Origin of the sequence: Pseudomonas sp. Sample_9 (assembly GCF_004307535.1) — a bacterium.
Lineage (GTDB): Bacteria > Pseudomonadota > Gammaproteobacteria > Pseudomonadales > Pseudomonadaceae > Aquipseudomonas > Aquipseudomonas mercuritolerans.
Genome location: NZ_RAZO01000339.1, coordinates 26050 through 52536 on the forward strand (window position 1 = coordinate 26050; position 26487 = coordinate 52536).

Sequence of the window (26487 nt, forward strand, 5' to 3'; positions counted from 1 at the left end):
TCATCAAAGTCATTGCGCGTTCTGTGGTGCAGCGGCGTCCGGTTCCGGTGTTGGCGCAGGTTCCTGCGGCGGAACTTGCGGCAGCGCCTCGGGCGCGGTGTTCGGCGAGGCCGCCGGAATCGCCTCATCGGTGGCCGGGGCAGTTACTGGTGCCGGGCTGGAACGGTAATCCGCACGGCGCTTGAGCTGGTATTCGCGCACCGCGTTGTTGTGCGCATCCAGATCATCGGAGAACACATGGCTGCCATCGCCACGGGCGACGAAATACAGGCTGCTGCCTTCCACCGGGTTGAGCGCAGCATGAATCGCTTCGCGCCCGACCATCGCAATCGGCGTCGGTGGCAAACCGGGAATCACATAGGTGTTATAGGGTGTCGGTTCTTTCAGATGCGCGCGGGTCAGCTTGCCGGTGTAACGATCGCCGAGGCCATAGATCACTGTCGGATCGGTCTGCAACTGCATGCCCAGCGCCATGCGCCGTACGAACACTCCGGCAATCTGCCCGCGCTCCTGCGGAACGCCAGTCTCTTTCTCGACCAGCGAGGCCATGATCAGCGCTTGATAAGGTTCGCTGTAAGGCACATCGGCAGATCGCTGCGCCCACTCTTTGGCAAGCACTTCGTCGAGGCGGTCAAAGGCCTTCTTCAGCAGCTCGGCATCGGACATACCGCGCACGAACCGATAGGTGTCCGGGAAGAACCGGCCTTCAGGGAACAAGCCCTTGTGGCCAATCTTGGCCATGACGTCGCCGTCGCTCAGACCGTTGAGGGTCTGCTCGAGCTTGTCGTCCTTGGCCAGGGCGGCGCGCACTTGATGGAAAGTCCAGCCTTCGACCAGGGTCAGGCTGTACTGAACCACGTCGCCGCGCTTCCACGAATCGATCAGACCGTTGACGGTCATGCCCGGCTGCATGCGGTACTCGCCGCTGTGAATCGGTGTACCGGCAAGATTGAAGCGCCAGTAGACGCGCAGCCAGAACGCGTCCTTGATGACGCCATCGGTTTCGAGTTCAAGGAAGGTACGGGTCGGTGTAGAGCCTTTCGGCACATCCAGCAGTTGTTCCTGCGGGATGTTCAGGGGCTGTTCCAGCGCCGAATGAATTTTCCAGGCGCTGGCGCCCAACAGCAGCCCTGCCAGAACCAGTCCGGTTTCCAGCAGCAGCAAAAATTTACGTCTCACGAATCAAGCATCCAGTAGCGCGCGGGCAATGGTTTGCAGTTTACGGGTGAGCGGGCCAACCGGCCAGCTCAGTGCAGCACAGGCGCGTACCGGCCAGACGCCATAAACGCTGTTGCAGACAAACACTTCATCAGCCCATTGCAGCTGTTCGAGGCTGATATCGGCGATTTGCGTGGGGATGGCCAGTGACTCGGCCTGAAACAATATTTCCGCGCGCATCACCCCAGCGACGCCGCAGCGCTTCAAGTCGGGCGTGATCAAGCCACCGTCGCGCACCAGGAAAATATTGCTGTACACACCTTCGACGACGCGCCCGGTCTGATCGAGCATCAAGCCTTCGGCATGCTCGCTGTCCTGCCATTCGGCGCGGGCGAGTACCTGCTCCAGTCGATTCAGATGTTTGAGCCCGGCCAACAACGGCTGCGTAGATAAACGGGTGTTGCAGGGAAACAGGCGGATGCCGTGCTCGGCATGGGTAGCGGGATAAGCCGCCGGCGGATTGCCTTGCAGAATGCGTCGGCCCTGCGCCGCAGGATCGGGCGCATAACCACGCAAGCCGTCGCCACGCGTGAGGATGAGCTTGAGCACACCCTCGCCCATCGCAGCGGCATAGCTGAGCAGCTCATGGCGAACCAGCTCGAGATCGGTCGCAATGGCCAGACGCGCGCAGCCATCGGCCAGGCGCGTCAGGTGTCGATCCAGCAGGACCGGCTGTCCACTGCGCACGGCAATGGTCTCGAACAGACCATCGCCGTAAGCCAGGCCGCGATCTTTCAGCGACAGCGCGTCAGCCGGTTGACCGTCGACCCAGCTGTCCATCAGCCGGCGAACCGGCGGAACGCCAGCGTGCCGTTGGTGCCGCCAAAACCGAAGGAGTTGGACAGCACGACATCGATGTCCATGTTACGCGCGGTGTGCGCGACGAAATCGAGATCGCAGCCTTCGTCCGGCTCATCGAGGTTGATGGTCGGCGGCGCCACCTGGCTGTTGATCGCCAGCACGCTGAAGATCGCCTCGACCGCGCCCGCCGCACCCAACAGGTGGCCGGTCATCGACTTGGTCGAGCTGACCGCCAGCTTGTAGGCGTGATCGCCGAACACCGACTTGATCGCATTGGCTTCGGCAAGGTCGCCGGCCGGGGTCGAGGTGCCGTGGGCGTTGATGTACTGCACTTGGTCGACGTTGATTTTCGCATCGCGCAGGGCATTGGTGATGCAGCGCGCGGCACCGGCGCCATCGGCGGGTGGTGAGGTCATGTGGAACGCATCGCCACTTGTGCCGAAACCGATCAGCTCGGCGTAGATCGTCGCGCCACGGGCCTTGGCGTGTTCGAGTTCTTCGAGGACCAGCGCACCGGCGCCGTCGGACAGGACAAATCCGTCACGCCCCTTGTCCCACGGACGGCTGGCGCGGGTCGGCTCGTCGTTGCGGGTCGACAGCGCACGGGACGCGCCGAAGCCGCCCATGCCCAGACCGCAGGCAGCCATTTCCGCACCGCCGGCAATCATCACGTCGGCTTCGTCGTACATGATGTTGCGCGCCGCCATGCCGATGCAGTGCGTACCGGTGGTGCACGCGGTGGCGATGGCGTAGTTGGGTCCCTGTGCGCCCAGATGGATCGACAGGAAACCGGAAATCATATTGATGATCGAGCCAGGCACAAAGAACGGCGAGATCCGCCGTGGGCCGGTCTCGTGCAGGGTGCGGCTGGTCTCTTCGATGTTGGTCAGACCGCCGATACCCGAACCCATGGCCACGCCAATGCGTTCACGGTTGGCATCAGTGACTTCCAGACCGGCGTTGCGCACGGCTTGAAAGCCTGCGGCGAGGCCGTACTGAATGAACAGGTCGAGCTTGCGCGCTTCCTTGACCGACAGGTATTCCTCGACATTGAAGCCTTTGACCGAACCGCCAAAGCGGGTCGAATAGGCAGAAAGGTCGGTGTGTTCGATCAGACCAATGCCACTGCGGCCAGCCAGAATGCCCTGCCAACTGCTCGGCACATCCGTGCCCAGTGGCGACAACATACCCATACCGGTGACTACGACGCGTCTACGCGACACAGCACTCTCCTTTTTCAAATGACGACTTTGCATCAGGCCTAAAGAAAAAACCGCACGCCATGATGGCAGTGCGGTTTTTCCATGACAGCAAGCAACGATTACAAACTGTTACGCCTGGTGGCTGGTAACGTAGTCGATTGCAGCTTGTACAGTAGTGATCTTTTCAGCTTCTTCGTCAGGGATTTCGGTCTCGAATTCCTCTTCCAGAGCCATCACCAGCTCAACGGTGTCAAGGGAGTCGGCACCCAGGTCTTCTACGAAGGAAGCGGTGTTGACCACTTCTTCTTCCTTAACACCCAGTTGCTCGGCAACGATTTTCTTGACGCGCTCTTCGATGGTGCTCATACCTTGTTTTCACTCCTAATGGACAAATTCAGGCAGCTGGCCGGTGGGTAAGTGTATAGAAAGCCTTTTCAGTTTTTCAACTGAAAGCTTCACTCCTCAAACCCTGCGACCCTCTGCCTATAAATAGATTGCAGCTTTATAACGGATTTTAGACAGCTCGTATGACATTTTTTTGAAGCAATCCGTCACATTTTACTTACATGTACATCCCACCGTTCACCGGGATTGTAGCCCCGGTAACGTATGCCGCACCGTCGGATGCAAGAAAAGCGACCACGGACGCGATCTCTTGAGCTTGCCCCAGACGACCCAGCGGAATCTGCGTCTGCAAGGCTTCACGCTGTGCTTCAGGCAGCTCGCGGGTCATATCGGTGTCGATGAACCCAGGGGTTACCGAGTTGACCGTAATCGAACGCGAACCGACTTCACGCGCCATCGCCCGGCTGAAACCTTCCAGACCGGCCTTGGCGGCTGCATAGTTTACTTGGCCGGCGTTGCCCATGGCACCCACCACCGAACCAATACTGATAATTCGACCCCAACGCGCCTTGGTCATGCCACGCAAAACGCCCTTGGACAGGCGATACAGACTGTTCAGATTGGTATCGATCACGTCGTACCATTCGTCGTCTTTCATGCGCATCATCAGGTTATCGCGGGTGATACCGGCATTATTGACCAGAATCGCCACCGGCGCACCGAACTGCTCCTGAATGCCTGCCAGCACGGCACTGACCGATTCGTCGCTGGTGACATTGAGCTCGAAACCGGCGCCCTGGATACCGTTTTCCTTCAGGGTCGCGGCAATCCGCTCGGCGCCCGACGCGGAGGTCGCGGTGCCAATCACGATGGCGCCCTGACGACCCAGTTCCAGCGCGATGGCCTGGCCGATGCCGCGGCTTGCACCGGTAACCAGTGCAACTTTACCTTGCAGACTCATGCAAGTTTCTCCTGATTCAGGCCTGCGCTGCGCGAGCGGCAGCGAAGGCATCTGGGGTATTGAGGTTGGAAGTCGAAACGCCTTCGGCGCAACGCTTGTTCAGGCCGGCAAGGACCTTGCCCGGGCCACATTCGACCAGATTGGTGGCGCCCTTAGCGGCGAGGGTCTGCACCGATTCAACCCAGCGCACCGGCTTGTAGAGTTGTTCGAGCAGATCACGCTTGAGGGTTTCCAGATCGGCCGGCACTTGCGCGCTGACGTTCTGCACCACCGGGATCTGCGGCGCCTGCCAGTCGATGGCGGCGATGGATTCGGCGAAGCGCTCGGCAGCCGGACGCATCAGTTCGCAGTGCGACGGCACGCTCACCGGCAACGGCATGGCGCGTTTGGCGCCACGGGCCTTGCAGCCTTCTATGGCGCGCTCGACAGCCGCCTTGGCGCCGGCGATCACCACCTGGCCCGGCGAGTTGAAATTCACTGCGCTGACGACTTCGCCTTGCGCCGCTTCGGCGCAGGCAGCCAGCACGTCGGCATCTTCCAGGCCGAGGATCGCGGCCATGCCGCCCTGCCCGGCCGGCACCGCTTCCTGCATCAACTGACCACGGCGCTCGACGAGCTTGACCGCGTCAGCCAGGCTCAGGCTGCCGGCAGCAACCAGCGCGCTGTATTCACCCAGGCTGTGGCCGGCGACAAACGCCGGACGCGCGCCGCCATCTGCCAGCCACAGACGCCACAGGGCGATCGAAGCGGTCAGAATGGCCGGTTGGGTTTTGTCGGTTTGATTGAGCAGCTCTTCCGGGCCCTGCTGGGTCAGTGCCCACAGATCGTAGCCCAGCGCAGCAGAGGCTTCTTGAAAGGTTTCGAGGATCAGCGGATGTTGCGCGCCCAGCTCGGCCAGCATGCCGAGGGACTGCGAACCCTGTCCTGGAAAGACGAATGCGAGGGAAGCAGACATGTAACAAGCCCCTAATGATCTTGTCGTCGGAAAATAACGCCCCGTTGGGGACGCCAGAAACTGACAGTTTGGATGGCCCTTTGAACCGGGCGGTCACATTTAAGCATTGTCCGACGAAAACGCCTAAGACAACAGCTCCTCCAGACGACCGTGGAGACGCTCGGGCAGGTTCTCCTGAATCTCGATCAACGCCCGTTGAATGGCACTCTGAAAGCCCTGCACCCCGGCCGATCCGTGGCTTTTCACGACGATGCCCTGCAGTCCGAGAAAGCTTGCGCCATTATGTCGCGCCGGGGCCAGATCAGCCTGCAGACGTTTCATCAACGGCAACGCAAGAGCGCCGACAGCGCGCGAAGCGAAGTTTTTCTTGAACAACGCCTCGATGCGCGCCGCAATCATCGTCGCCAGACCTTCGCTGGATTTGAGCAGGATGTTGCCGACGAAGCCGTCACACACCACCACGTCGGCCTCACCGCGATACAAGCCGTCGCCTTCGATAAACCCGATGTAGTTGATCCCACGCGCAGCCTGCAACAGCGTGGCGGCCAGTTTGACCTGCTGATTGCCCTTGATGTCTTCGGTGCCGATGTTCAGCAGTGCCACACGCGGACGGGCGATACCCAGGGTCTGCGCGGCCACCGAACCCATCACCGCGAACTGCAACAGGTGCTCGGCACTGCAATCGACGTTGGCGCCCAGATCGAGCAACTGGCAATAACCGGTCTGCGTCGGAATCGCCGCGACCATGGCCGGACGATCAATGCCGGGCAATGTCTTCAGGACGAATCGCGACAAGGCCATCAACGCGCCGGTATTGCCGGCACTGACACAGGCCTGCACCTTGCCATCGCGCAGCAGTTCGAGGGCCACACGCATCGACGAATCCGGCTTGCCACGCAGGGCCTGGGCAGGTTTTTCGTCCATGGTGATGACTTCGCTGGCCGCAACAATCGTCAGGCGCGCGCGATCGGCAGCCGACTGGCCGTGGATCAGTTCTTCAAGAAGGGAGGGTTGACCGACGAGGGTCAGGTGCAGCGAGGGGGTAGCAGACAGGCAAGCGAGACTGGCCTGAACAATGCTGCGGGGACCGAAGTCCCCGCCCATTGCGTCAATCGCGATGACTTGAGCAGACAAGTGATTACTCGTCAGCGCCCTTGTCGATCACTTTACGGCCACGGTATACGCCTTCTGGCGATACGTGGTGACGCAGGTGAACTTCACCAGTGGTTTTTTCTACAGACAGGGTGCTAGCCTCGAGAGCGTCGTGCGAACGGCGCATGTCACGGGCAGAGCGGGATTTTTTGTTCTGCTGAACAGCCATAATTGATTAACTCCTAAACGTTTGGGTCACGCTTTAACTGCGCCAATACACTGAACGGGTTGGACCGCGTTACCTCGTCCTCGCTCGGTTCGGGCTCATCTGCTCCCGCCGGCTGCTGGCATTCTTCCGGATGATGAGCAGGCACAATGGGCAAGGCGAGCAGAAGCTCCTCCTCGATCAGTGACTGCAGATCCAATGGATCTTCGCCCAGTTCCAGCACGTCATAACCTTTCGGCAACGACTGGGTATTCGCACCCTCCTTCACCACCGCGTAACTGCATTCGCTGTGGATCGGCAGGGTGACCAGCTCAAGACAACGCTGGCAAACCATTTTGACTTCGGTGTCGATAAAGCTGTGGATGACCACAGACTTACGTTCATCTCGTTCAAAAACGAATTTGGCCTGCACCGTACCGACATCGTCGGAAAGCGGGTCGCAGAGTCTCTTCAAATCGGCCAGCAGCAGTTCACCTTGAAGGGTGGTGCCACGGTCAGCCAATTTGCGCGGGTCAACGTGAGGTGGAATCGGGTCATTCAACATAGGCGCAGCATTATAGGGATGCACCCACCCATGTCAAAGGAAATTGTGCCCTGTCCGTCACTTGCGCGCCTCCGCTAGAATCCGCACCTGCCTCAGGAGACGTCCATGCTGCCTTTATTACTCGCTTCAAGCTCGACTTATCGCCGTGAATTGCTCGCCCGCCTGCACCTGCCGTTCGTCTGCAGCTCGCCGGACATCGACGAAAGCCACCGCCCGGGCGAGTCCGCGATCGATCTGGTCAAACGCCTCGCCGAGGAAAAAGCCCGCGCCCTGGCGGACAGCCACCCTGTTCATCTGATCATTGGTTCGGATCAGGTCGCCGTCCTCGGCGAACAGATCATCGGCAAGCCGCACACCTTCGAAAAGGCTCGCGAGCAATTGATGGCGGCCAGCGGCGCGAGCGTGACCTTCCTGACCGGCCTGGCACTGCTCAACAGCCAGACCGGGCAATGCCAGGTCGACTGCGTGCCGTTTACCGTGCACATGCGTCAGCTGGATCAGGCGCGCATCGAACGCTACCTGCGCATCGAGCAGCCGTACGACTGCGCCGGCAGCTTCAAGGCCGAAGGACTGGGCGTGAGCCTGTTTCAATCGACCGAAGGTCCGGACGCCACCAGCTTGGTCGGCCTGCCGCTGATTCGCCTGATCGATATGTTGCTGACCGAAGGTGTGCAAATCCCTTAAAAGCAAAAGATCGCAGCCTTCGGCAGCTCCTACAGAATCGGCGTCACCGCAAAAAAAAGCGGGCGAACATTAATCCTGTAGGAGCTGCCGCAGGCTGCGATCTTTTGATCTACCGGCAATTTACCGCAACGAAGGCCCGTGGAAACCCATCCACATCGCCAACTGCTCGGCCACGCTGGCGCCGAGCTTTTTCGAGAAACGATCGAACGGCGATTCCTGCACGGTGAAGTCCACCAGCTCCTTCTCGCCAATCACATCACGCGCCACCGAACTGGCACTGCCCAAGCCATCGATCAGGCCCAGCGGCAGCGCCTGCTCACCCGACCAGACCAGCCCGGAAAACAGCTCCGGATGCTCTTTGTCCTTCAGGCGATCACCACGCCCCTGCTTGACGCTGTTGATGAACTGCTTGTGCGTGGTGTCGAGCACGCTTTGCCAGAATGCGGTTTCTTCAGGCTTTTGCGGCTGGAACGGATCCAGGAATGCCTTGTGCTCGCCCGAGGTGTAGGTGCGGCGCTCAACGCCGAGTTTTTCCATGGTGCCGACGAAACCGTAACCCGCCGCCGTCACGCCGATCGAGCCAACCAGACTGGCCTTGTCGGCGTAGATCTGATCCGCCGCGCTGGCGATGTAATAGGCGCCCGAAGCACCAAGATCGGAAATCACCGCGTAGAGCTTGATCTCCGGATGCAGCGCACGCAGGCGCTTGATCTCGTCATAGACATAACCGGACTGCACCGGACTGCCGCCCGGGCTGTTGATGCGCAGGACTACGCCCTTGACCTTTTTGTCTTCGAACGCCGCACGCAGGCTGCCAACGATATTGTCGGCGCTGGCCGGTTCCTTGTCGGCGATCACGCCGTCGATCTCGATCAACGCCGTGTAGTTCGGACCGCGGGTGGCGCTTTTTTCCATGTCCATCAGCGGCGTGAACAGCAGCAGCGCAACAAACAGATAAACAAACGTCAGCAGCTTGAAGAAAATCCCCCAGCGCCGCGAACGGCGTTGTTCCTGCACGCCGGCCAGCAAAGTCTTTTCCAACAGCTTCCAGCTTTTCGCGTCACCGTCGTCGGCACTTGCCTTGGCCGGTGCTTTCCATTCGTCGGTCATGCCATCTACCCCAGCAAAAACGTATTAAGCCCGCTGACCCAGCCAGGCGTGCAATTCAGAAAAACGGTCGATCGACAGGCGCGGCTCGAACTGTTGCAGGGACTCGATCGATTGCGCGCCATAACTGACCGCCACCGAATCCATCCCCGCGTTGCGCGCCATCAGCAGATCGAACGACGAATCACCGACCATCAACGCCTGCTCCGGGCGTACGCCACAGTGGCTGACGATCTGCTCAAGCATCAGAGGGTGCGGCTTGCTGGCAGTTTCATCGGCGGCGCGGGTGATATCGAAATAATCTTCCCAGCCATTGGCCTTGAGCACCCGATCCAGTCCGCGACGATTCTTGCCCGTCGCTACCGCCAGGTGATAACCCTGCTCACGAAACGATGCCATCGACTCGACCACGCCCTCGAACAGCGGCGAAGGCACGGCTTCGGCAGCGATGTAGTGATCGGCGTAGTACTCGCGAAACGCGAGCATTTCTGCATCGCTGATTTCCGGATACAGCGTACGAATCGCTTCCGGCAAGCCGAGACCGATAATGCCTTTGACGGCGAAGTCATCGCGCAGCTCGAAACCGGAACGCCCGGACGCCGAGTGCATGGCCTCGACGATCCGATGGATGGAATCGGCGAGAGTGCCGTCCCAGTCGAAAATCAGCAGTTTGTAATCAGATGGGCGCACTCAATCGCTCCACGGTCTTGGCCCACATTTCATCGACGGGCGCTTGCAGATTCAGCTTGCCGCCGTCGGGTAGCGGCACGGTCAGCATGTAGGCGTGCAGGAACAAGCGCTTGCCACCCAGATCGCGGATTTCCTTGGTGAAATCCTCGTCGCCATATTTGCTGTCACCGGCAATGCAATGGCCAGCATGCAAGGTGTGCACGCGAATCTGGTGGGTACGACCGGTAACCGGTTTCGCCTCGACCATGGTGGCAAAATCACCGAAGCGGCGCAGCACCTTGAACAGCGTCAGGGCTTCTTTGCCCTCGTCATTGACTTCGACCATCCGCTCGCCGGAGCGCAGGTTGCTCTTGAGCAAAGGTGCGCGAACCTGCTTGATCGAGGTTGCCCAGTTGCCACGGACCAGCGCCATGTAGCGCTTGTCGACGCCATCGCCGCGCAACTGCTCGTGCAGGTGGCGCAACATGCTGCGCTTCTTGGCGATCATCAGCAGGCCGGAGGTGTCACGGTCGAGACGGTGAACCAGCTCCAGCTCCTTGGCGTCGGGACGCAACTGACGAAAGGCTTCGATCACGCCGAAATTCAGCCCGCTGCCGCCATGTACCGCAATGCCGGCGGGCTTGTTGATCACGATCAGGGCTTTGTCTTCGAAGACGATCGAGGCTTCCAGGCGCTGCAACAGCCCCTGGGCCAGCGGCACCGGTTCGTCGCGCTCAGGCACGCGAACCGGCGGCACGCGTACGATATCGCCGGCCTGCAGCTTGTATTCGGGCTTGATCCGCCCCTTGTTCACACGCACTTCGCCTTTGCGCAAAATGCGGTAAATCAAGGTCTTGGGCACGCCTTTGAGCCGGGCGAGGAGAAAGTTGTCGATTCGTTGGCCGGCATACTCCGGCGAGACTTCAAGCAGTTGAACGCCTGGAGTCGAAGGGGCAGTAGTTGTCATGCCGCGGATGATAACAATTTTTATGGAATTGAAGCACTTAATCATTGCTGCTATAGTCGCGAACGCCGCCAAAAGCGGCCTGGACAGCGGAACCACGGTCAAAGACCGGCCCTGACCAACGCAATTCACCAGGGCGCGAGGCCGTCCTACGGGGCTTTCGCTACGTAACGGTGGAGTTTGCGGTTGTAACGAGCGCAGGTGACATGAGGCCTGAATTACACCGCCGTGCAGAGTTCTGACTCGCCCGGCAGGCAACATTCAAGGCCAGTTCACAAAGTGCAGTCGACTGCGAATGACCCCGAGCGATTGCTTCGGAAACATCGCCTGAATTAGCCATGATGCGTGACTTCCCCTTTCGGAGCTCACGGTAAATGCCAACCCGCTGCGGATTCTGCGCGCGGCAGCACCCGAATTATCAGGGATACGTGTAGGGTGGAGATGCACAACCGCCGGACTGTGTAGCAACAAGCTTTGATCAAGACGCTTCATCTCGTCCACAGCCGCTGGTTGATTCCTCCTCCTGACTGAGTGCTTAAGTAGCCACAGCAAGCAGGACGCGTACGTCGCGGTATCGGCCCAATTGGCCGCACATCGCTGGACACGGGAATGGCCAACCACTCCCGACGCACCTGACACCGACCGTGAGAAGTCGTGTGTGCCGAACGCCGTTTCCGGCAGCCCGGAAACCGACGGTACTACATGAAAAGAATGCTGATTAACGCAACTCAACCCGAAGAGTTGCGTGTTGCACTGGTAGATGGCCAGCGCCTCTACGACCTGGACATCGAATCCGGTGCACGCGAGCAGAAGAAGGCCAACATCTATAAAGGCCGCATCACTCGCATCGAACCAAGCCTTGAGGCTGCCTTTGTCGATTTCGGCTCCGAGCGCCACGGCTTCCTGCCCCTCAAAGAAATCTCCCGCGAATACTTCAAGAAAGCCCCCGAAGGCCGCGTCAACATCAAGGACGTCCTGAGCGAAGGCCAGGAAGTCATCGTTCAGGTCGAGAAAGAAGAACGTGGCAACAAGGGCGCCGCCCTGACCACCTTCATCAGCCTGGCCGGTCGTTACCTCGTACTGATGCCGAACAACCCGCGTGCCGGCGGCATCTCCCGTCGCATCGAAGGCGAAGAGCGCAACGAACTGCGTGAAGCGCTGAACGGCCTGGTTGCTCCAGCCGACATGGGCCTGATCGTGCGCACTGCCGGCCTGGGCCGCAGCAGCGAAGAAATGCAGTGGGACCTCGACTACCTGCTGCAACTGTGGACCGCCATCAAAGAAGCCTCGCTGGATCGCTCCGCGCCATTCCTGATCTACCAGGAAAGCAACGTGATCATCCGCGCCATCCGCGATTACCTGCGCCAGGACATCGGCGAAGTGCTGATCGACAGCGTTGAAGCCCAGGACGAAGCCCTGACCTTCATTCGCCAGGTGATGCCGCAGTACGCCAGCAAGATCAAGCTGTACGAAGACAGCGTGCCGCTGTTCAACCGTTTCCAGATCGAAAGCCAGATCGAGACCGCGTTCCAGCGCGTCGTCGAACTGCCTTCCGGCGGCTCCATCGTCATCGATCCGACCGAGGCCCTGGTGTCCATCGACATCAACTCGGCGCGCGCCACCAAAGGCAGCGACATCGAAGAAACCGCTCTGCAGACCAACCTTGAAGCCGCCGAAGAAATCGCCCGTCAGTTGCGCCTGCGCGACATCGGCGGCCTGATCGTCATCGACTTCATCGACATGACCCCGGCCAAGAACCAGCGCGCCGTGGAAGAGAAAGTCCGCGAATGCCTGGAAGCTGACCGCGCCCGCGTGCAGATCGGTCGTATCTCGCGTTTCGGCCTGCTGGAAATGTCCCGTCAGCGCCTGCGTCCATCGCTGGGCGAAAGCAGCGGCATCGTCTGCCCGCGTTGCAACGGCACCGGCATCATCCGTGACGTTGAATCGCTGTCGCTGGCCATTCTGCGCCTGATCGAAGAAGAAGCCCTGAAGGACCGCACCGCCGAAGTTCGCGCGCAAGTGCCGATCCCGGTCGCTGCGTTCCTGCTCAACGAAAAACGCAACTCGATCACCAAGATCGAACTGCGCACCCGTGCCCGTATCGTCATTCTGCCGAACGATCACCTCGAGACGCCGCACTTTGAAGTTCAGCGTCTGCGTGACGACAGCCCGGAAGCCGCGACCAACCAGTCCAGCTACGAAATCGCTGCGGCCGCTGCCGAAGTCGAAGAAGTCCAGCCAGCCGCTGCGACCCGCACTCTGGTTCGCCAGGAAGCTGCAGTGAAAACTGCGCCGGCCCGTGCCAATGCACCGGTGCCGACTGAAGTTGCACCTGCCGCACCTGCTCCTGCACCGGTTGCCGCACCTGAGCCTAGCCTGTTCAAGGGCCTGGTGAAGTCGCTGGTCAGCCTGTTCGCCACCAAGGAAGAGCCAGCCGCACCGGTCGCGGTTGCGAAACCGGCTGCCACCGAGCGTCCTGCCCGCAACGAAGAGCGCCGCAACGGTCGTCAGCAGAGCCGCAACCGTAACGGTCGCCGCGATGAAGAACGCAAGCCGCGCGAAGAACGTGCTCCACGTGAAGAGCGCGCACCACGCGAGCCGCGCGAAGAGCGCCAGCCACGTGAAGCCCGCGAGCCGCGTGAAACCCGCAGCGAAGCGCCGGTAGCCCGCGAAGAGCGCGCACCACGTGCCCCGCGTGAAGAACGTGCACCGCGCGCCCCGCGTGAAGATCGCAAGCCGCGTGGCGAGCGTGAAGAACGCGTGCGTGAACTGCGCGAGCCGCTGGACGCCGCGCCAGCCGCAGCCGCAGCTGTTGCTGCCGTGACCGCTGAAGAGCGTCCGGCCCGTCAGCCACGCGAAGAACGCGCTCCGCGTCCACCGCGTGAAGAGCGTCAACCGCGTGCCGAGCAGGCCGCTGCTGCCGTCGCTGAAGAAGAAGTGAACAGCAACAACGAAGAGCAACTGCCGGAAGACGGTCAGGACAACGCCGAAGGCGATCGTCCACGTCGTCGCTCCCGTGGCCAGCGTCGTCGCAGCAACCGTCGCGAGCGGCAACGTGATGCCAACGGCAACGTGATCGAAGGTTCGGAAGAATCCGAGTCCGCTGAAAACGCTGGCGAGCCAAGCACTGCCGATCTGGCCGCTGGCCTGGCCGTCACCGCCGCTGTTGCCAGCAGCACCATCAGCGCTCCGGCAGAAGCCCAAGCCCACGAGCAGGCTGAACGCGCCACCGCCGCCACACTGGAAACTGCTCCAGTCGAAGCGCCGGCTGTCGAAGCCACCACACCAGTGGAAGTGACTGCTGCACCGGAAATCGAAGTCGCTCCGGTCCGCGAAGCTCAACCTCAGGCTGAAGCAACTGCCGAACCGGAAGCTGTCGTCGAAGCACCAGCGGCCGTCACTGAGCCAGCGGTAGAAACCGTCAGCGAAAACGTGACCAAAACCGTGCGTGAAGTTCGCGAAGAGCAGACTGCGTTCAACTGGGTTGCCGAGCCAGCCGTCACCGAAGCACCAGCACCAGTCGCTGAAGCCGAAGTGCCGCAAGCCATGGTTTCCGAGCCAGTAGTTGCAGCAGCAGAGCCAGCGCCGACACCAGTGGTTGAAGCTCCGGTTGCCGAAGCTCAGGTTGAAGAAGCGCCAGCCGCAGTCGAAGCGCCAGCCCCTGTGATTGAAGCTCCGGCTCCGGTCAGCGCCCTGACGCCAAACGGCCGCGCGCCAAACGATCCGCGTGAAGTGCGTCGTCGCAAGCGTGAAGCCGAGCGTCTGCAGAAGGAAGCCGAACTGGCTGCTGCTGCGGCTCCAGTCGCAGCCGAACCAGCCCCTGCAGCTGAAGTGACCGAGGCAGCCCCTGCCCCGGTCGCGGAAGAAGCATCGGTAGAAGCGGTGATCGCTGAAGCACCACGCTCCGTTCAGGACGCGGTTGAACAGCGCGAAGAGGCCCAGGAAAAAGAGCACGAGCCTAAACCACTCGTGTAATTCCTGAAGCCGATAAAAAGCCCCGCCTGGTGAAAGCCTGGCGGGGCTTTTTTATGCCTGAAATTCCAGCATCATCCGCAACCTTTGTGGGAGCGAGCCTGCTCGCGAAAACGCTGGGGCAGACACTATTCATGTAACTGAACCAGCGCATTCGCGAGCAGGCTCGCTCCCACAAGGAATTTCAACACGGCTCAGGGCTGAGGAAATACCAAAGATTCAGGCACATCGATATCCCACAACACCCCTGGATCATCCACCGCCACTTCCACCACCCTACCCTGCGCAAACAACGGCCGTGCGCCACGATCGCCGGTCAGCGCCTGCAATTGCGCGCCAAACGAACGACCAAACCCCACGGGATGGCCAAATTCGCCATCCAGCACCGGCACGCTCACCGCGTCATCAGCCATCGCCGCAACCACTCGCTCGATACTCGAAGGCAAGATAAACGGCATATCGCCGAGCACAATCAACCAGCCATCCGCCTCCGGGCAAGCGGCAACACCTGCGGCAATGCTGTCGCCCATGCCGGTCGATTCGATCGACACCACGTCGCAGCCGTAAGCCTGAGCCATGCGCATCGCCTGCGGTCGAGCCTCGGTCGTGACCAGCACGCGCTTGTCGAGACTGGCCGGCAGGTTCACCAGCACCTGCTCGATCACCGAGCGCAAGGCGCCGTCACGCCCGGTGCAGTCAGCGAGCAATTTGTCTTTGTCGGGGCCGGCGATCTGGCGAAAGCGTTTGCCCTCGCCCGCCGCCAGCACAATCACTGCGATGGATTGGCTCATGCACCCTCCAGCGGTTTTTTCTGTTTCAGCTCCACACCGTTCTTGATCGCGACAATTTCCGCCAGCAACGACAAGGCAATCTCGGCCGGTGAATGACTGCCGATGTGCAAGCCGATCGGTCCGTGGAGGCGATCAATCGACGCTTGCGACAAGCCTAGCTGAGCCAGATTTTCCCGGCGCTTCTGGCTGTTGACTCGCGAACCGAGCGCGCCGACGTAGAACGCCGGCGAGTCAAGCGCAGTGAGCAAGGCCATGTCGTCCAGGCGTGGATCGTGAGTCAAGGCGACGATCGCCGTGCGCTCGTCGGTGTGGATGTTCAACACCGCCTCGTCCGGCATGCCGGGGACGAAACGGCCATGCTGCTCTTCCCAGCCGTAAACGAACTCGGTGCGCGGATCGCAGATCAGCACTTCGAAATCCAGCAGCCGCGCCATGTCGGCGACGTAGCGCGACAACTGCCCGGCACCGATCAGCAACAAGCGCCAGCGCGGGCCGTAAATCGCCCGCAAAACCTTGCCGTCGAACACCAGCGAATCGGTTTTATTCGCCGGAGCCAGTCGCACCTCGCCGGTTTCGATGTTCAGTTCTCGGGCAACGATTTCATGGTTTTCGCAACGCTGCAGCAGCTCGGCGACCCACGCCGGGTCACCGACGCGCTCTTCGGTCAGGCGCAGGGTGCCGCCGCAAGGCAGGCCGAAACGCGCGGCCTCCTCGCGGGTCACGCCGTAGGTAATCATCTGCACTGGCGGACCATCGGTGGCGATGCGGCCGTCGTGCAGCCGCGCGATCAGGTCATCTTCGACACAGCCGCCCGACACCGAGCCGATCACCACGCCGTCCTCGCGCAAGGCGAGCATGGCGCCGGGCGAGCGCGGCGCGGTGCCCCAGGTCTGCACCACGCTGAACAGCACCACCCGCTGCCCTGCGCGGCGCCACTCGAGGACGCTGCGCAGGACGTTGAGATCGACGCTATCCATTACGCTTGCGCCTTCTGCCAGCCTTGCAACTGATACCGCACCGGCAGATTGCGGATGCGCTTGCCGGTCGCGGCGAAGATCGCATTGCACAGCGCCGGGGCAATCGGCGGCACACCCGGCTCACCGACGCCACCCAACGGCACCTCACCCGGCGGCGTCACCAGATGCACAGCGACTTCCTTGGGCGCCAGCGACATGCGCGCGACCTCGTACATATGGAAGTTGTCCTGCTGGACCTTGCCGTCCTTGAAGCTGATTTCACCGAGCACGGCGTTGCCCAGGCCCATGACGCACGCGCCTTCGAACTGCGAACGGATGCGCTCAGGGTTGATCTGCGGCCCACAGTCCACGGCGATGTCGGCCTTGTGCACGATCAGCGAACCGTCGTCCTTGACCTCGACTTCGATCACTGCCGCGACATAGGTGACGAAGCTGTAATGCACCGCCAGACCGAGACCACGGCCCTTGGGCAGTTTGCGCCCCCAACCGGCAGCCTTGGCGGCAGTTTCCAGCACCGTGCGCATGCGTCCGGTGTCGATCGGATAACGCTCGGGCGATTCGCCGTAGTTCCACTCTTCGCTCAAGGTGCGTGGATCGATCTGACGATCCGGGCCGAGCAGTTTGATCTGATACTTGAGCGGATCTTCCCCGGCCTTGTGCGCCAGTTCGTCGACGAAACTCTGAATCGCAAAGCCGTGGGGAATGTTCGACACCGAGCGATACCAGCCGACCCGCGTGTGTACCTTGGCTTCGGGGTTTTCCAGGCGCACGTTGGGAATCGCGTAGGCCATGTTGGTAAAGCCCATGCCCAGCTCGAACGCCGCCTCATGGTTCATGTCCGGCGCAAACAGCGCGGTGATGCTTGGCGCCACGGTGCGATGCAGCCACCCGGACGGCATACCGTTCTTGTCGATACCCGCCTTGAGATATTCCGCCGACACAGTGTGGAAATACGAATTGTGGATGTCGTCTTCGCGGGTCCACTGCACCCGTACAGCCTTGCCCGGAAATTCCTTGGCGAGAATCGCCGCTTCGACGACGAAGTCCGGTTTGGACTTGCGCCCGAAACCACCGCCCAGCAGCGTTACGTTGAAGGTGACCTTTTCGAACGGCACACCCAGGCGCTCGGCGATGCGCTCGCGGGTGACCTGCGGTGCCTGACTCGGCGCCCAGGCTTCGCAGACGCCGTCCTTGTAACGGGCGATAGCAACCATCGGTTCCATCGGTGCCTGCGCCAGGTGCGGCAGGTAATACGAGGCTTCGAGAGTGCTGGCGGCGCCGCTGAAGGCCTTGTCGATGTCACCGGTGTTGCGCACCACTTTGCCGGCCTTCAGCGACGCGGCTTCAAGTTCCTTGCGATAGGCAATCGAGTCATAACTGGCATTCGGTCCGTCATCCCACTCGATCTTCAGCGCCTCGCGGCCCTTGATCGCCGCCCAGGTGTTGCTGGCCACAACCGCAACGCCGCCCAGTGGCTGGAACTCCGACGGCAACGGCCGACCTTCGATCTGCATGACTTTTAGCACGCCGGGGACTTTCAGCGCGGCGCTGTCATCGAGGCTTTTGACCTTGCCGCCGTACACTGCCGGGCGAGCGATAGTGGCGTAGAGCATGCCGTCGAAATGCACGTCGGCGCCGTACACTGCGCGGCCATTGACGATATCGGCACCGTCGATGGCCTTGGTACCTTCCTTACCGATGTAGCGAAATTCCGACGGCTGCTTGAGTCGCAGGCTGTCACGTGCCGGTACTGCCAGCGCACTGGCGGCAGCGGCGAGTTCGCCGTAGCCCAGTTCACGGCCGGACGGTTTGTGAATGACCTTGTGCAGTTGCGCATGGCATTCGCCAACCGGCACTTTCCACTGCGCAGCGGCCGCCTGTTCAAGCATGTTCCGCGCGGCGGCGCCGCAACGACGCATCGGCTCGTACCAGTGACGCATGCTGCGCGAACCATCGGTGTCCTGGTTGCCGAAGCGCACTTCGTCACCCGGCGCCTGCTGCACTTTGACCTGAGCCCAATCGGCCTCGAGTTCATCGGCCACTACCATGCTCAGGCTGGTGCGCACGCCCTGGCCCATTTCCGAACGGTTGCACACCACGGTGACACTGCCATCGGCAGCAATGCTCACGTAGACCTTGGGATCGTCGATCCAGCCATTGGGCATGCCATCGGCGCCAAACTTCTTCGCAGCGTCATCGGCCAGCGCATCCTGCCAGCCCCAGCTCGCGGCGAGGACCAGCGCACCAGTGGCACCGACGCCTTTGAGAAAACCACGGCGGCTGAGGTTGCTCAGGGCGAAATCATTCGGGACACGGCTCATGCCTTCACCTCCTTCAGGTGGGTGGAGGCCTGGCGGATCGCGGTTTTGATCCGGTTGTAGGTGCCGCAGCGGCAGATGTTGCCGACCATGGCTTCTTCGATCTGCTCGTCGCTCGGGTTCGGGTTGGTTTTCAGCAGAGCGGTGGCCGACATGATCTGCCCGCCCTGGCAATAACCACATTGAGCCACGGCGCTGTCGAGCCAGGCTTGCTGCACGACCTTGCCTACCGGGTCGGCGTGGAGATTGTCGATGGTGGTGACGTTCTGGCCGATTACCGAGCCGATCGGCGTGATGCAACTGCGTGCCGGCAAGCCGTCGATATGGATGGTGCAGGCGCCGCACAGGCCCATGCCGCAACCGAATTTGGTGCCGTTGTAACCGGCGACGTCACGAATCGCCCACAACAGCGGCATGTCTTCGGTGACATCGAGGGAGTGGTCTTGACCGTTGAGTTTCAGGGTAATCATGGGCACGCCCGCATATTTTTTAGTGGTTATGGGGCCGAGCAATCTGCCGCCGGAAATCAGCGGTGGGTTCGCGCAGATCGACTCAGGCTAATCAGGCTCTCTTGCGCCGACGGGAACGCCTGCACCGGGCCTTTGGGTGGAGCAAATGGTTGGTATCGTTAGCTCGCTAAGTTAACCCAGCATTAACAAAAAAGCCCTGCACTTTTTCATCAGTGCAGGGCTTTGAATGGCTTATGGCAAGCGTAGCCTCAATAGCGGTTGGGCTCCATTTCCAGTTCGACATGGAAGCGTTCGGCGATGTCTTTCTGGATACGTTGCGCCAGGTCGAGCAGTTGCAGGCCGGTGGCCGTGCCGTAGTTGACCAGCACCAGCGCCTGCAACATGTGCACGCCGGCATCGCCATCGCGAAAACCCTTCCAGCCGGCGCGTTCGATCAGCCAGCCAGCGGCCAGTTTCATCTGCCCATCGGCTTGCGGGTAAGCCACCAGATCCGGGTACTGCGCTTTGATCTGCGTGACCACAGCGGCAGGCACCAGCGGATTCTTGAAAAAGCTGCCGGCATTGCCGAGCACCGCCGGGTCCGGCAGTTTTTCGCTGCGGATGCTGCAGATGGCGCGGCTGACGTCGTTGGGCGTCGGCTGCTCGATGCCCTGCTCGCTCAGGCGCTGACGGACCGGGCCGTATTCCAGATGCAGGTGCGCGGCGCGATCAAGCTTGAAGCGCACCCGCAGGATCAGCCAACGTCCCGGCTGCTGCTTGAACACACTGTCGCGGTAGCCGAAGTTGCACTGTTCCAGGCTGAAATCCCGCAGCTCGCCGCTCTCGCGATCCAGCGCAGTCAGCCCAGCGAAGACATCCTTGATCTCGACGCCATAGGCACCGATGTTCTGCATCGGCGCGGCGCCGACGGTGCCGGGAATCAGGCTGAGGTTTTCCAGCCCGGCAAAACCCTGGGCCAGCGTGTGCTGCACGAACGGATGCCACGGTTCGCCCGCTTCCGCCTCGACCACCACGCGACTGCCATCGTCGCTGAGCACGCGGATGCCGCGCGTGGCCATGCGCAATACCAACGCCGGAATATCCGCCGTCAGCAGCAAGTTGCTGCCGCCGCCGATCACCAGCAACGGCACGTCATGGGACGCGGCATAGGCCAGCGCTTCGCGGACATCGTCATCACTGTGGGCTTCGGCAAACAGCTGCGCGCGCACATCGACGCCAAACGTATTGAAGGCCTGCAACGATACTTGCGGTTGGACCTGCAAACTCATAAACGGCCCTTCACTTCGATCAGCAACTGGTCGCAGGCCGCTTCGATCAGATCGAGCACCTGCTCGAAACCCTGATCACCGTCGTAATACGGGTCCGGCACTTCATCGACCAGCCCGGAATAACGACGCAAAAACAGATCCAGCTCGGCTCTGCCGGTGGACGGCTGCAGGGCCTTGAGGTTGCGCAGATTGCTGTTGTCCATGGCGAGAATCAGGTCGTAGCTGGCGAAATCGGCCCGGCTGACCTGCTGCGCGCGTTGCGTCGACAAGTCATAACCGCGCAGTTTCGCCGCGGCCTGGCTGCGCTTGTCCGGCGGGTTGCCGACGTGCCAGTCACCGGTGCCCGCGGAGGCCACTTCGACCACATCCGCCAGCCCGGCTTCACGCAACTTGTGGCGCAACACGCCTTCGGCGGTGGGCGAACGGCAGATGTTGCCCAGGCACACAAACAGAACGCGCATCAGGCCCCCAGCAGGCGACGAACCCGCTCAAGGTCTTCGACGGTGTCGACACCGGTCGGCGGCGCGATCAGCGCGTCGGCAACATGGATACGCACGCCGTGCCACAAGGCACGCAGTTGTTCGAGGGATTCGGTGTTTTCCAGCCAGCACGGCCCCCAGCTCACGAAGTCGTGGAGGAACCCGGCGCGATAGGCATAAATACCGATGTGGCGGCGATAGGGCACGCCTTCCGGCAGGTGCTCGCGGCTCTTGGCAAATGCATCGCGAGCCCATGGCAAGGTCGCGCGGCTGAAAGTCAGCGCGAGGCCGTTGATGTCGCTGGCGACCTTGACCACGTTGGGGTTGAACAGGGTCTCCACGTCTTCGATCGGCTCAGCCAGCGTGGCCATGCGCGCTTCGGTGTGAGCGGCAAGGTTAGCGGCGACCTGATCGATCACGCTCGGCGGAATCAACGGCTCATCGCCCTGGACGTTGACCACGATCGCATCAGGCGCAAGGCCCAGTTTAGCCGCGACCTCGGCCAGACGATCGGTGCCGGAGTTGTGATCTTCACGGGTCAGCACCACTTCGGCGCCAAAGCTTTTGCACGCCTCGACGATGCGCGCGTCATCGGTGGCAACCACGACGCGGGTCGCGCTGCTTTTGCTCGCCTGTTCCCAGACATGCTGGATCATTGGTTTGCCGGCGATATCCAGCAACGGCTTGCCCGGCAGACGGGTCGAGGCGAACCGCGACGGGATGACAACGGTGAAGGCTGTGGTCATTTATCCAGACGCTCGTCGGTGGTCAGGGTGCGCGCTTCGCTTTCCAGCATCACCGGAATGCCGTCGCGGATCGGATAGGCCAGGCCGGCGCCCTTGCTGATCAGTTCGGTCTTGTCGGCGCTGAGCTTGAGCGGGCCTTTGCACACGGGGCAAGCGAGGATGTCGAGCAGTTTGGTGTCCATGAACATTCCCAGAAATAAAAGAGTTAAGGCAGCAGACGATCCGGCAACAGGCGCATCAGCTGAGTGTCGAACCAGGCCATGAAGGCTGGCGACGGCACGGCATCGACCGCCAGATACCACCAGTCGGCAGCAGCAAAGGCACGGCACTTCACCGCGTCCTTTTCGGTCATTACCAAGGGCAATGACGGGGTGAAATTCAGGGCCTGCACGCTGTACTCGGCGTGGTCGGCAAACGCATGCGGAACCGGGCGCCAGTCTAGCGCTTCGAGGGTATTGAAGAAACGTTGCGGATTGCCGATCCCGGCCACCGCGTGCAGCGCTTGCCCGGGCGGGAAATGCTCGAGCGACTGACGCTCGCCGCTGCGCAGATTGACCAGTGCGGTGGGTTGCAGCCGGAAGGCGAAACCATCGTCGCGATCATCAAGGGCACCGTTGAACAGCACGCCATCCACACTTTGCAGGCGCTCGACCGGCTCACGCAACGGCCCGGCCGGCAGACAGCGCTGGTTGCCCAAGCCCCGTGCGGCATCGATCAGCACCAGTTCCAGATCCCGCGCCAGACGATAATGCTGCATGCCGTCGTCAGACAGAATCAGGTCCAGTGGCTCACTGGCAATCAAGGCTTTGACGGCGGCGCTGCGATCGGGATCAATCATCAGCGGCACGCCGGTGCGCTGGACGATCAGCAGCGGCTCGTCACCGGCAATCTCGGCGCTGTGCTCGGCCTCAACCCGCCACGGCAGTTGCGGCGGTTTGGCGCCATAACCGCGACTGACCACACCAACGCGCAGTCCACGGCGTCGGCAATGATCGATCAGCCAGAGAATCATCGGCGTCTTGCCGGTACCGCCAACGGTGATATTGCCGACCACGATCAACGGAACCGGCGATTGGTAGATTTCACCTTCGCCGTCGAGAAAGCGCTGACGCTTGTTGATCACCACGCGGCGATACAGCATTTCCAGTGGCCGCAGCAGCGTCAGGGCCGGATGCCCCTGATACCACGCGGCGAGCAGGCGATCGGACAGGCTCATCAGGATTTCGGCGCCGCCTCGACCGTGGTCATGCGCAGATGGCTGAAACCGAGCTTGCCGGCCGCGTCCATGGCGGTGATCACCGATTGATGCTGGGCCTTGCCATCGGCACTGATCGACAGCGGCATGTTGGTGTCGCCGTTGGATTCTTTCTGCATGGCTTCCATCAGCGTCGCCAGATCATTCTTCGGCAGAATCCTGTTGTTCACCGAGAACACGCCTTCGGCACTGATGGCGACGTCCAGCTGTTTGACCTGCTGATCTTCGGCAGGCGAACCGCTGACCGCTTCCGGCAGATCCACGCGCAACTGGGTTTCCCGAGTGAAAGTGGTAGTGACCACGAAAAACAGCAGCAGGATAAACACCACGTCGATCAGCGACGCGAGGTTGATGTCTACGGTTTCCCGGGGCTTGCGACGGAATTTCACGCTTTGCCCTCGGCCAGATCGACATCACGGTCGCCCTGCACCACTTCCACCAGTTTGATCGCTTCCTGCTCCATACCGACCACCAGCTCGTCGATGCGGCGCTGCAAAAACCGGTGGAAGAACACCGCTGGAATCCCGACCATCAGGCCCGCTGCGGTCGTGATCAGCGCTTTGGAAATACCGCCGGCCAGTACCGAAGCATTGGTGGTCATGCCGGAACCGGTGAAGGCACTGAAAATGTCGATCATGCCCAACACAGTGCCGAGCAGGCCGAGCAGCGGCGCCATGGCGGCGATGGTGCCGAGGGCGTTGATGTAGCGTTCGAGCTCATGAATGACCCGCGCAGCAGCCTCTTCGATGCACTCTTTCATGATCTCGCGACCATGCTTGGAATTGGCCAGGCCTGCGGCGAGGATTTCCCCCAGCGGCGAGTTGGCGCGCAATTCCTTGAGTTTTTCCTTGTTGAGCTGCTTGTCCTTGATCCAGACCCAGACCTGACCCAGCAGATGCTCGGGGGTGACGCGACTGGCGCGCAGTGTCCACAGGCGCTCGGCGACGATCGCCATGGCCGCGATGGAACTCAGAATGATCGGCAACATCATCCAGCCGCCGGATTTGACCAATTCCCACACAGTGACAGTCCCCTCGAAAAAGTGCGCCACTTTACCATACCGATCCGCGATTAAGAGTCGCCGCCCCGACGACCGTGAGGTGGCACTCATGCTGGCACCGATCAACGGCCAGCCACCGGTGGATCGCGCCAGAAACGCCGCTGTTGACGCATCGTCCAGGGCGGCTTGAAGCTACCCAGCTGCAGATGAATGGCGCCTTGCTCGGCGCTGTCGTAGATGCGCAGACCTTGCTTGCGGTAGCGCGCCAGCACGGTTGGATGAGGATGACCGAAGGAGTTGCCGTGGCCACGGGAGATCAGCACCGCTTCGGGCTGCAAGGCTTTGAGCAGGGCCATCGATGATGAACTGCGGCTGCCGTGATGGGGCGATTGCAGCCACTGCGTCGGCACGGCCAGCGGGCTGTCGAGCAGGACACGCTCGGCGCGAATGTCGATGTCGCCGGTGAGCAGCAGGCGTTCGCCGTTGGCCTCGATCTGCAAGACACAGGAGCGCTGGTTGCTGTCATCGGCTGCCGACCATTGCCAGAGCTGGAACTGCACGCCGTCCCACTGCCACTGTTCGCCACTCGCGCAGGCTTCGGCGCTCAACTCGGGCGGCAGGTTTGGCGGATCGCCGCTGACCACGCGGTGCACGTTAAAGCCACGCATGACCGCCCGGGCGCCGCCAGCGTGATCGGCGTCAGCGTGGCTGAGCAGCATCAGGTCTAGCGCTTGCACATTGAATTTACGTAACGCTGGCAATACCACTCGCTCGCCGAGATCGAACTCGCCGAAACGTGGGCCGGCGTCATAGAGAAGCGCGTGATGGCGGGTGCGGATGAGGATGGCCAGGCCTTGGCCGACGTCGAGTTGCCAGACATCGGCCCGCCCTTCTTCCATGCGCTCTCGGGGCGGCAACACCAAGAGCAAGAGCAGCGGCCAGCCCAACGGACGCAGCGGCACACCACGGGGCAACAACAATAAAATCACGCCAAGGCTGCCCAGTATCAACGCCCAAAATTGAATGGCGGCAGGTATCCACGCTGGCCATTGCCCGGCAATCAGCGCCAGCCCGATAAACAGCCAGTCGATCAAACCACCGGCCAGCCATAGCAGCCCTTCGCCGACATAAGGCACGGGCAGCAATAGCGTGCCAAGCAATGCCGGCGGCAGCACCACGAGGCTGACCCACGGAACGGCCAGCAGATTGGCTACAGGCCCGCTGACGCTGATCGGCAAGCTCAGCGCCAGCAACACCGGACACAAGCCGATCGCGATCAGCCACTGTGCGCGGGTCCAGGTCTGCCACCACCGCCAGGCCCCTAGCCGCCCGCCGAAAGTGAAGATCAACACTGCCACCGCCGCGAAGGACAGCCAGAAGCCGGGACGCAAGCTGGCCAGCGGATCGAACAACAGCACGCCATTGAACGCCAGCAACAACGGCCACCACGCGCCGAGATGGCGAAAACGCAGGCGCCACAACAGCACAAGCGCCACCATCACGCAGGCGCGCTGCACCGGCACATCGAAGCCGGCGAGCAAGCCGTAACCCAGCGCCGCCGCGAATGCCAGGCCACAGGCCCACGGCAACCATGGCCAGCGCAATGGCCAGATTCCGAACCGCGCCAGCCCGGCGACCAGCAGATACATCACTGCGGCGAGCAAGCCGATGTGCTGGCCGGAGATCACCAGCAAATGCACGGTGCCGGTGTCTTGCAGCACCTGCCAATCCTCGCGACTGAGGCCTGAACCGTCACCAAGCACCAGCGCCGCCAGCGCGCCCTCTCGTCCTTGCGCATCGGCCGCCAGCAGGCGCTGGCGGACGCCGTCGCGCCATGCATACCGGGCCTCAGCCAGGCGCTGGCCATCCTTGATAGTGCCGGTCGCCCCGATCCGTTGCGCCAGCAGCCAGGCCTCGTAATCGAAGGCGTCCGGGTTGAGCAAGCCACTCGGGCGCTTCAATTTCACCGCCAGACGCCAACGCTCACCACTATTGACCGGCGGCCCGGCGTACCAGGCCAGGCGCAGCAGCGATGGCAGTTTTTCATGGCGTGAACACGCATCAGCCAGCTCGAAACGCACCACGCCATCGCTGTGCTGCGGCAAGCCGACCACACGCCCTTCGAGCCAACGGGTTTCTCCGTCCAGACTCGGTGGCAAGCGGTCATTCAGCGCCCACTGCGCGCTAACGCAGGCCCAGGTAAAGCCAAACAGCAAAAATGCCAATGGATAGCTGCGAAACGGCAGCAGCATCAGCGCCACCACTGGCAGCACTACCAGCAAGCCGACCGGCGGCAAGGCCGGCAAAAAAACCGGGGCCAGCAGACCGACTGCCAGCGCCATCATCCCTGTGCGCATATGCCCGTCCTTGAGAGTCCCCTCCTTAGGCATAGCGGGTCTGCGGCACCACTGTCGTCAACAATTGTCACAAAGTCTGAATGGGC

26 protein-coding genes are annotated in these 26487 nt (G+C 61.6%); 2 read left to right on the plus strand and 24 right to left on the minus strand.

Features of this window, described 5'->3' with window-relative positions; translation table 11 throughout:
• Positions 1-9: 9 nt before the first annotated feature.
• The 9 genes from mltG to D6877_RS19510 all read right to left on the minus strand — a co-directional run bounded on the left by mltG (position 10) and on the right by D6877_RS19510 (position 7344).
• The gene (gene mltG / locus D6877_RS19470; RefSeq protein WP_130911815.1) at positions 10-1179 is read right to left on the minus strand and encodes an endolytic transglycosylase MltG; all 1170 of its coding nucleotides are present in this window, start codon (positions 1177-1179) and stop codon (positions 10-12) included.
• 3 nt (positions 1180-1182) lie between these two features.
• Entirely contained in the window at positions 1183-1998 is an 816-nt protein-coding gene (gene pabC, locus D6877_RS19475; protein WP_130911816.1) for an aminodeoxychorismate lyase, read from the minus strand.
• Positions 1998-3242: a beta-ketoacyl-ACP synthase II gene (gene fabF, locus D6877_RS19480; protein ID WP_038860467.1), complete on the minus strand. Its 1245-nt coding sequence runs from the start codon at positions 3240-3242 to the stop codon at positions 1998-2000. The genes pabC and fabF overlap by 1 nt, the downstream gene beginning before the upstream one ends.
• 108 nt (positions 3243-3350) lie before the next feature.
• The gene (acpP, locus tag D6877_RS19485; RefSeq protein WP_003175607.1) at positions 3351-3587 is read right to left on the minus strand and encodes an acyl carrier protein; all 237 of its coding nucleotides are present in this window, start codon (positions 3585-3587) and stop codon (positions 3351-3353) included.
• Positions 3588-3783: 196 nt separating this feature from the next.
• Positions 3784-4527: a 3-oxoacyl-ACP reductase FabG gene (gene fabG, locus D6877_RS19490; RefSeq protein WP_034155354.1), complete on the minus strand. Its 744-nt coding sequence runs from the start codon at positions 4525-4527 to the stop codon at positions 3784-3786.
• 16 nt (positions 4528-4543) lie between these two features.
• Entirely contained in the window at positions 4544-5482 is a 939-nt protein-coding gene (gene fabD / locus D6877_RS19495; RefSeq protein WP_130911817.1) for an ACP S-malonyltransferase, read from the minus strand.
• 123 nt (positions 5483-5605) lie between these two features.
• A complete protein-coding gene (gene plsX, locus D6877_RS19500) occupies positions 5606-6616 on the minus strand; it encodes a phosphate acyltransferase PlsX (RefSeq protein WP_081932528.1) in 1011 nt (336 codons plus the stop codon).
• A 4-nt stretch (positions 6617-6620) separates the two neighbouring features.
• Positions 6621-6803, minus strand: a complete 183-nt coding sequence (gene rpmF / locus D6877_RS19505; RefSeq protein WP_003179396.1) for a 50S ribosomal protein L32 — start codon at positions 6801-6803, stop codon at positions 6621-6623.
• A 13-nt stretch (positions 6804-6816) separates the two neighbouring features.
• Entirely contained in the window at positions 6817-7344 is a 528-nt protein-coding gene (locus tag D6877_RS19510) for a YceD family protein (protein WP_003204262.1), read from the minus strand.
• 105 nt (positions 7345-7449) lie between these two features.
• On the opposite strand from D6877_RS19510, the gene D6877_RS19515 reads away from it, so the two are divergent.
• Positions 7450-8028: a nucleoside triphosphate pyrophosphatase gene (locus D6877_RS19515; protein ID WP_130911818.1), complete on the plus strand. Its 579-nt coding sequence runs from the start codon at positions 7450-7452 to the stop codon at positions 8026-8028.
• 120 nt (positions 8029-8148) lie between these two features.
• Here D6877_RS19515 and sppA read toward each other — a convergent pair whose 3' ends face one another.
• The 3 genes from sppA to rluC are packed head-to-tail and all read right to left on the minus strand — an operon-like array spanning position 8149 to position 10771.
• The gene (gene sppA, locus D6877_RS19520) at positions 8149-9138 is read right to left on the minus strand and encodes a signal peptide peptidase SppA (RefSeq protein WP_076563808.1); all 990 of its coding nucleotides are present in this window, start codon (positions 9136-9138) and stop codon (positions 8149-8151) included.
• Positions 9139-9162: 24 nt separating this feature from the next.
• On the minus strand, positions 9163-9825 hold the full coding sequence (locus D6877_RS19525; RefSeq protein WP_016770993.1) for an HAD-IA family hydrolase: 663 nt from the start codon (positions 9823-9825) through the stop codon (positions 9163-9165).
• The gene (rluC, locus tag D6877_RS19530; RefSeq protein ID WP_016770994.1) at positions 9812-10771 is read right to left on the minus strand and encodes a 23S rRNA pseudouridine(955/2504/2580) synthase RluC; all 960 of its coding nucleotides are present in this window, start codon (positions 10769-10771) and stop codon (positions 9812-9814) included. Before rluC ends, D6877_RS19525 begins: the two co-directional genes overlap by 14 nt.
• A gap of 699 nt (positions 10772-11470) precedes the next feature.
• On the opposite strand from rluC, the gene rne reads away from it, so the two are divergent.
• Positions 11471-14743 (plus strand): ribonuclease E, encoded by a 3273-nt coding sequence (gene rne, locus D6877_RS19540; protein ID WP_130911819.1) that lies wholly within the window; start codon positions 11471-11473, stop codon positions 14741-14743.
• A 191-nt stretch (positions 14744-14934) separates the two neighbouring features.
• Here rne and D6877_RS19545 read toward each other — a convergent pair whose 3' ends face one another.
• From D6877_RS19545 to D6877_RS19600, 12 genes are all read right to left on the minus strand, one after another.
• Entirely contained in the window at positions 14935-15531 is a 597-nt protein-coding gene (locus D6877_RS19545; protein WP_130911820.1) for a nucleotidyltransferase family protein, read from the minus strand.
• A complete protein-coding gene (locus D6877_RS19550) occupies positions 15528-16508 on the minus strand; it encodes an XdhC family protein (protein WP_130911821.1) in 981 nt (326 codons plus the stop codon). The genes D6877_RS19545 and D6877_RS19550 overlap by 4 nt, the downstream gene beginning before the upstream one ends.
• The gene (locus tag D6877_RS19555) at positions 16508-18829 is read right to left on the minus strand and encodes a xanthine dehydrogenase family protein molybdopterin-binding subunit (RefSeq protein ID WP_130911822.1); all 2322 of its coding nucleotides are present in this window, start codon (positions 18827-18829) and stop codon (positions 16508-16510) included. The genes D6877_RS19550 and D6877_RS19555 overlap by 1 nt, the downstream gene beginning before the upstream one ends.
• The gene (locus D6877_RS19560; RefSeq protein WP_016771000.1) at positions 18826-19296 is read right to left on the minus strand and encodes a (2Fe-2S)-binding protein; all 471 of its coding nucleotides are present in this window, start codon (positions 19294-19296) and stop codon (positions 18826-18828) included. The genes D6877_RS19555 and D6877_RS19560 overlap by 4 nt, the downstream gene beginning before the upstream one ends.
• Positions 19297-19544: 248 nt before the next feature.
• The gene (murB, locus tag D6877_RS19565; RefSeq protein ID WP_130911823.1) at positions 19545-20564 is read right to left on the minus strand and encodes a UDP-N-acetylmuramate dehydrogenase; all 1020 of its coding nucleotides are present in this window, start codon (positions 20562-20564) and stop codon (positions 19545-19547) included.
• Entirely contained in the window at positions 20561-21025 is a 465-nt protein-coding gene (locus D6877_RS19570) for a low molecular weight protein-tyrosine-phosphatase (RefSeq protein WP_130911824.1), read from the minus strand. Before D6877_RS19570 ends, murB begins: the two co-directional genes overlap by 4 nt.
• A complete protein-coding gene (gene kdsB, locus D6877_RS19575; RefSeq protein WP_130911825.1) occupies positions 21025-21789 on the minus strand; it encodes a 3-deoxy-manno-octulosonate cytidylyltransferase in 765 nt (254 codons plus the stop codon). Before kdsB ends, D6877_RS19570 begins: the two co-directional genes overlap by 1 nt.
• Positions 21786-21971 carry a Trm112 family protein gene (locus D6877_RS19580; RefSeq protein WP_003179363.1) on the minus strand — a complete coding sequence of 62 codons (186 nt, stop codon included), beginning with the start codon at positions 21969-21971 and terminating at the stop codon, positions 21786-21788. The genes kdsB and D6877_RS19580 overlap by 4 nt, the downstream gene beginning before the upstream one ends.
• A gap of 23 nt (positions 21972-21994) precedes the next feature.
• Positions 21995-23005 (minus strand): tetraacyldisaccharide 4'-kinase, encoded by a 1011-nt coding sequence (lpxK, locus tag D6877_RS19585; protein WP_130911826.1) that lies wholly within the window; start codon positions 23003-23005, stop codon positions 21995-21997.
• Complete coding sequence (locus tag D6877_RS19590; protein ID WP_130911827.1) at positions 23005-23433, minus strand: biopolymer transporter ExbD; 429 nt, start codon at positions 23431-23433, stop codon at positions 23005-23007. The genes lpxK and D6877_RS19590 overlap by 1 nt, the downstream gene beginning before the upstream one ends.
• Entirely contained in the window at positions 23430-24065 is a 636-nt protein-coding gene (locus tag D6877_RS19595; RefSeq protein WP_016771007.1) for a MotA/TolQ/ExbB proton channel family protein, read from the minus strand. Before D6877_RS19595 ends, D6877_RS19590 begins: the two co-directional genes overlap by 4 nt.
• 101 nt (positions 24066-24166) lie before the next feature.
• Positions 24167-26401 (minus strand): DNA internalization-related competence protein ComEC/Rec2, encoded by a 2235-nt coding sequence (locus tag D6877_RS19600; protein ID WP_130911828.1) that lies wholly within the window; start codon positions 26399-26401, stop codon positions 24167-24169.
• Positions 26402-26487 lie beyond the last annotated feature (86 nt).

Coding starts and splice junctions, on each gene's coding strand:
- rpmF (WP_003179396.1), bottom strand. CDS start 6,803: ATGGCTGTTCAGCAGAACAAAAAATCCCGCTCTGCCCGTGACATGCGC.
- sppA (WP_076563808.1), bottom strand. CDS start 9,138: ATGACCGACGAATGGAAAGCACCGGCCAAGGCAAGTGCCGACGACGGT.
- D6877_RS19600 (WP_130911828.1), bottom strand. CDS start 26,401: ATGCGCACAGGGATGATGGCGCTGGCAGTCGGTCTGCTGGCCCCGGTT.
- D6877_RS19560 (WP_016771000.1), bottom strand. CDS start 19,296: ATGATTACCCTGAAACTCAACGGTCAAGACCACTCCCTCGATGTCACC.
- fabD (WP_130911817.1), bottom strand. CDS start 5,482: ATGTCTGCTTCCCTCGCATTCGTCTTTCCAGGACAGGGTTCGCAGTCC.
- D6877_RS19510 (WP_003204262.1), bottom strand. CDS start 7,344: ATGTTGAATGACCCGATTCCACCTCACGTTGACCCGCGCAAATTGGCT.
- D6877_RS19515 (WP_130911818.1), top strand. CDS start 7,450: ATGCTGCCTTTATTACTCGCTTCAAGCTCGACTTATCGCCGTGAATTG.
- fabG (WP_034155354.1), bottom strand. CDS start 4,527: ATGAGTCTGCAAGGTAAAGTTGCACTGGTTACCGGTGCAAGCCGCGGC.
- acpP (WP_003175607.1), bottom strand. CDS start 3,587: ATGAGCACCATCGAAGAGCGCGTCAAGAAAATCGTTGCCGAGCAACTG.
- rluC (WP_016770994.1), bottom strand. CDS start 10,771: ATGACAACTACTGCCCCTTCGACTCCAGGCGTTCAACTGCTTGAAGTC.
- rne (WP_130911819.1), top strand. CDS start 11,471: ATGAAAAGAATGCTGATTAACGCAACTCAACCCGAAGAGTTGCGTGTT.
- D6877_RS19550 (WP_130911821.1), bottom strand. CDS start 16,508: ATGGATAGCGTCGATCTCAACGTCCTGCGCAGCGTCCTCGAGTGGCGC.
- D6877_RS19545 (WP_130911820.1), bottom strand. CDS start 15,531: ATGAGCCAATCCATCGCAGTGATTGTGCTGGCGGCGGGCGAGGGCAAA.
- kdsB (WP_130911825.1), bottom strand. CDS start 21,789: ATGACCACAGCCTTCACCGTTGTCATCCCGTCGCGGTTCGCCTCGACC.
- murB (WP_130911823.1), bottom strand. CDS start 20,564: ATGAGTTTGCAGGTCCAACCGCAAGTATCGTTGCAGGCCTTCAATACG.
- pabC (WP_130911816.1), bottom strand. CDS start 1,998: ATGGACAGCTGGGTCGACGGTCAACCGGCTGACGCGCTGTCGCTGAAA.
- lpxK (WP_130911826.1), bottom strand. CDS start 23,005: ATGAGCCTGTCCGATCGCCTGCTCGCCGCGTGGTATCAGGGGCATCCG.
- D6877_RS19555 (WP_130911822.1), bottom strand. CDS start 18,829: ATGAGCCGTGTCCCGAATGATTTCGCCCTGAGCAACCTCAGCCGCCGT.
- D6877_RS19580 (WP_003179363.1), bottom strand. CDS start 21,971: ATGGACACCAAACTGCTCGACATCCTCGCTTGCCCCGTGTGCAAAGGC.
- D6877_RS19570 (WP_130911824.1), bottom strand. CDS start 21,025: ATGCGCGTTCTGTTTGTGTGCCTGGGCAACATCTGCCGTTCGCCCACC.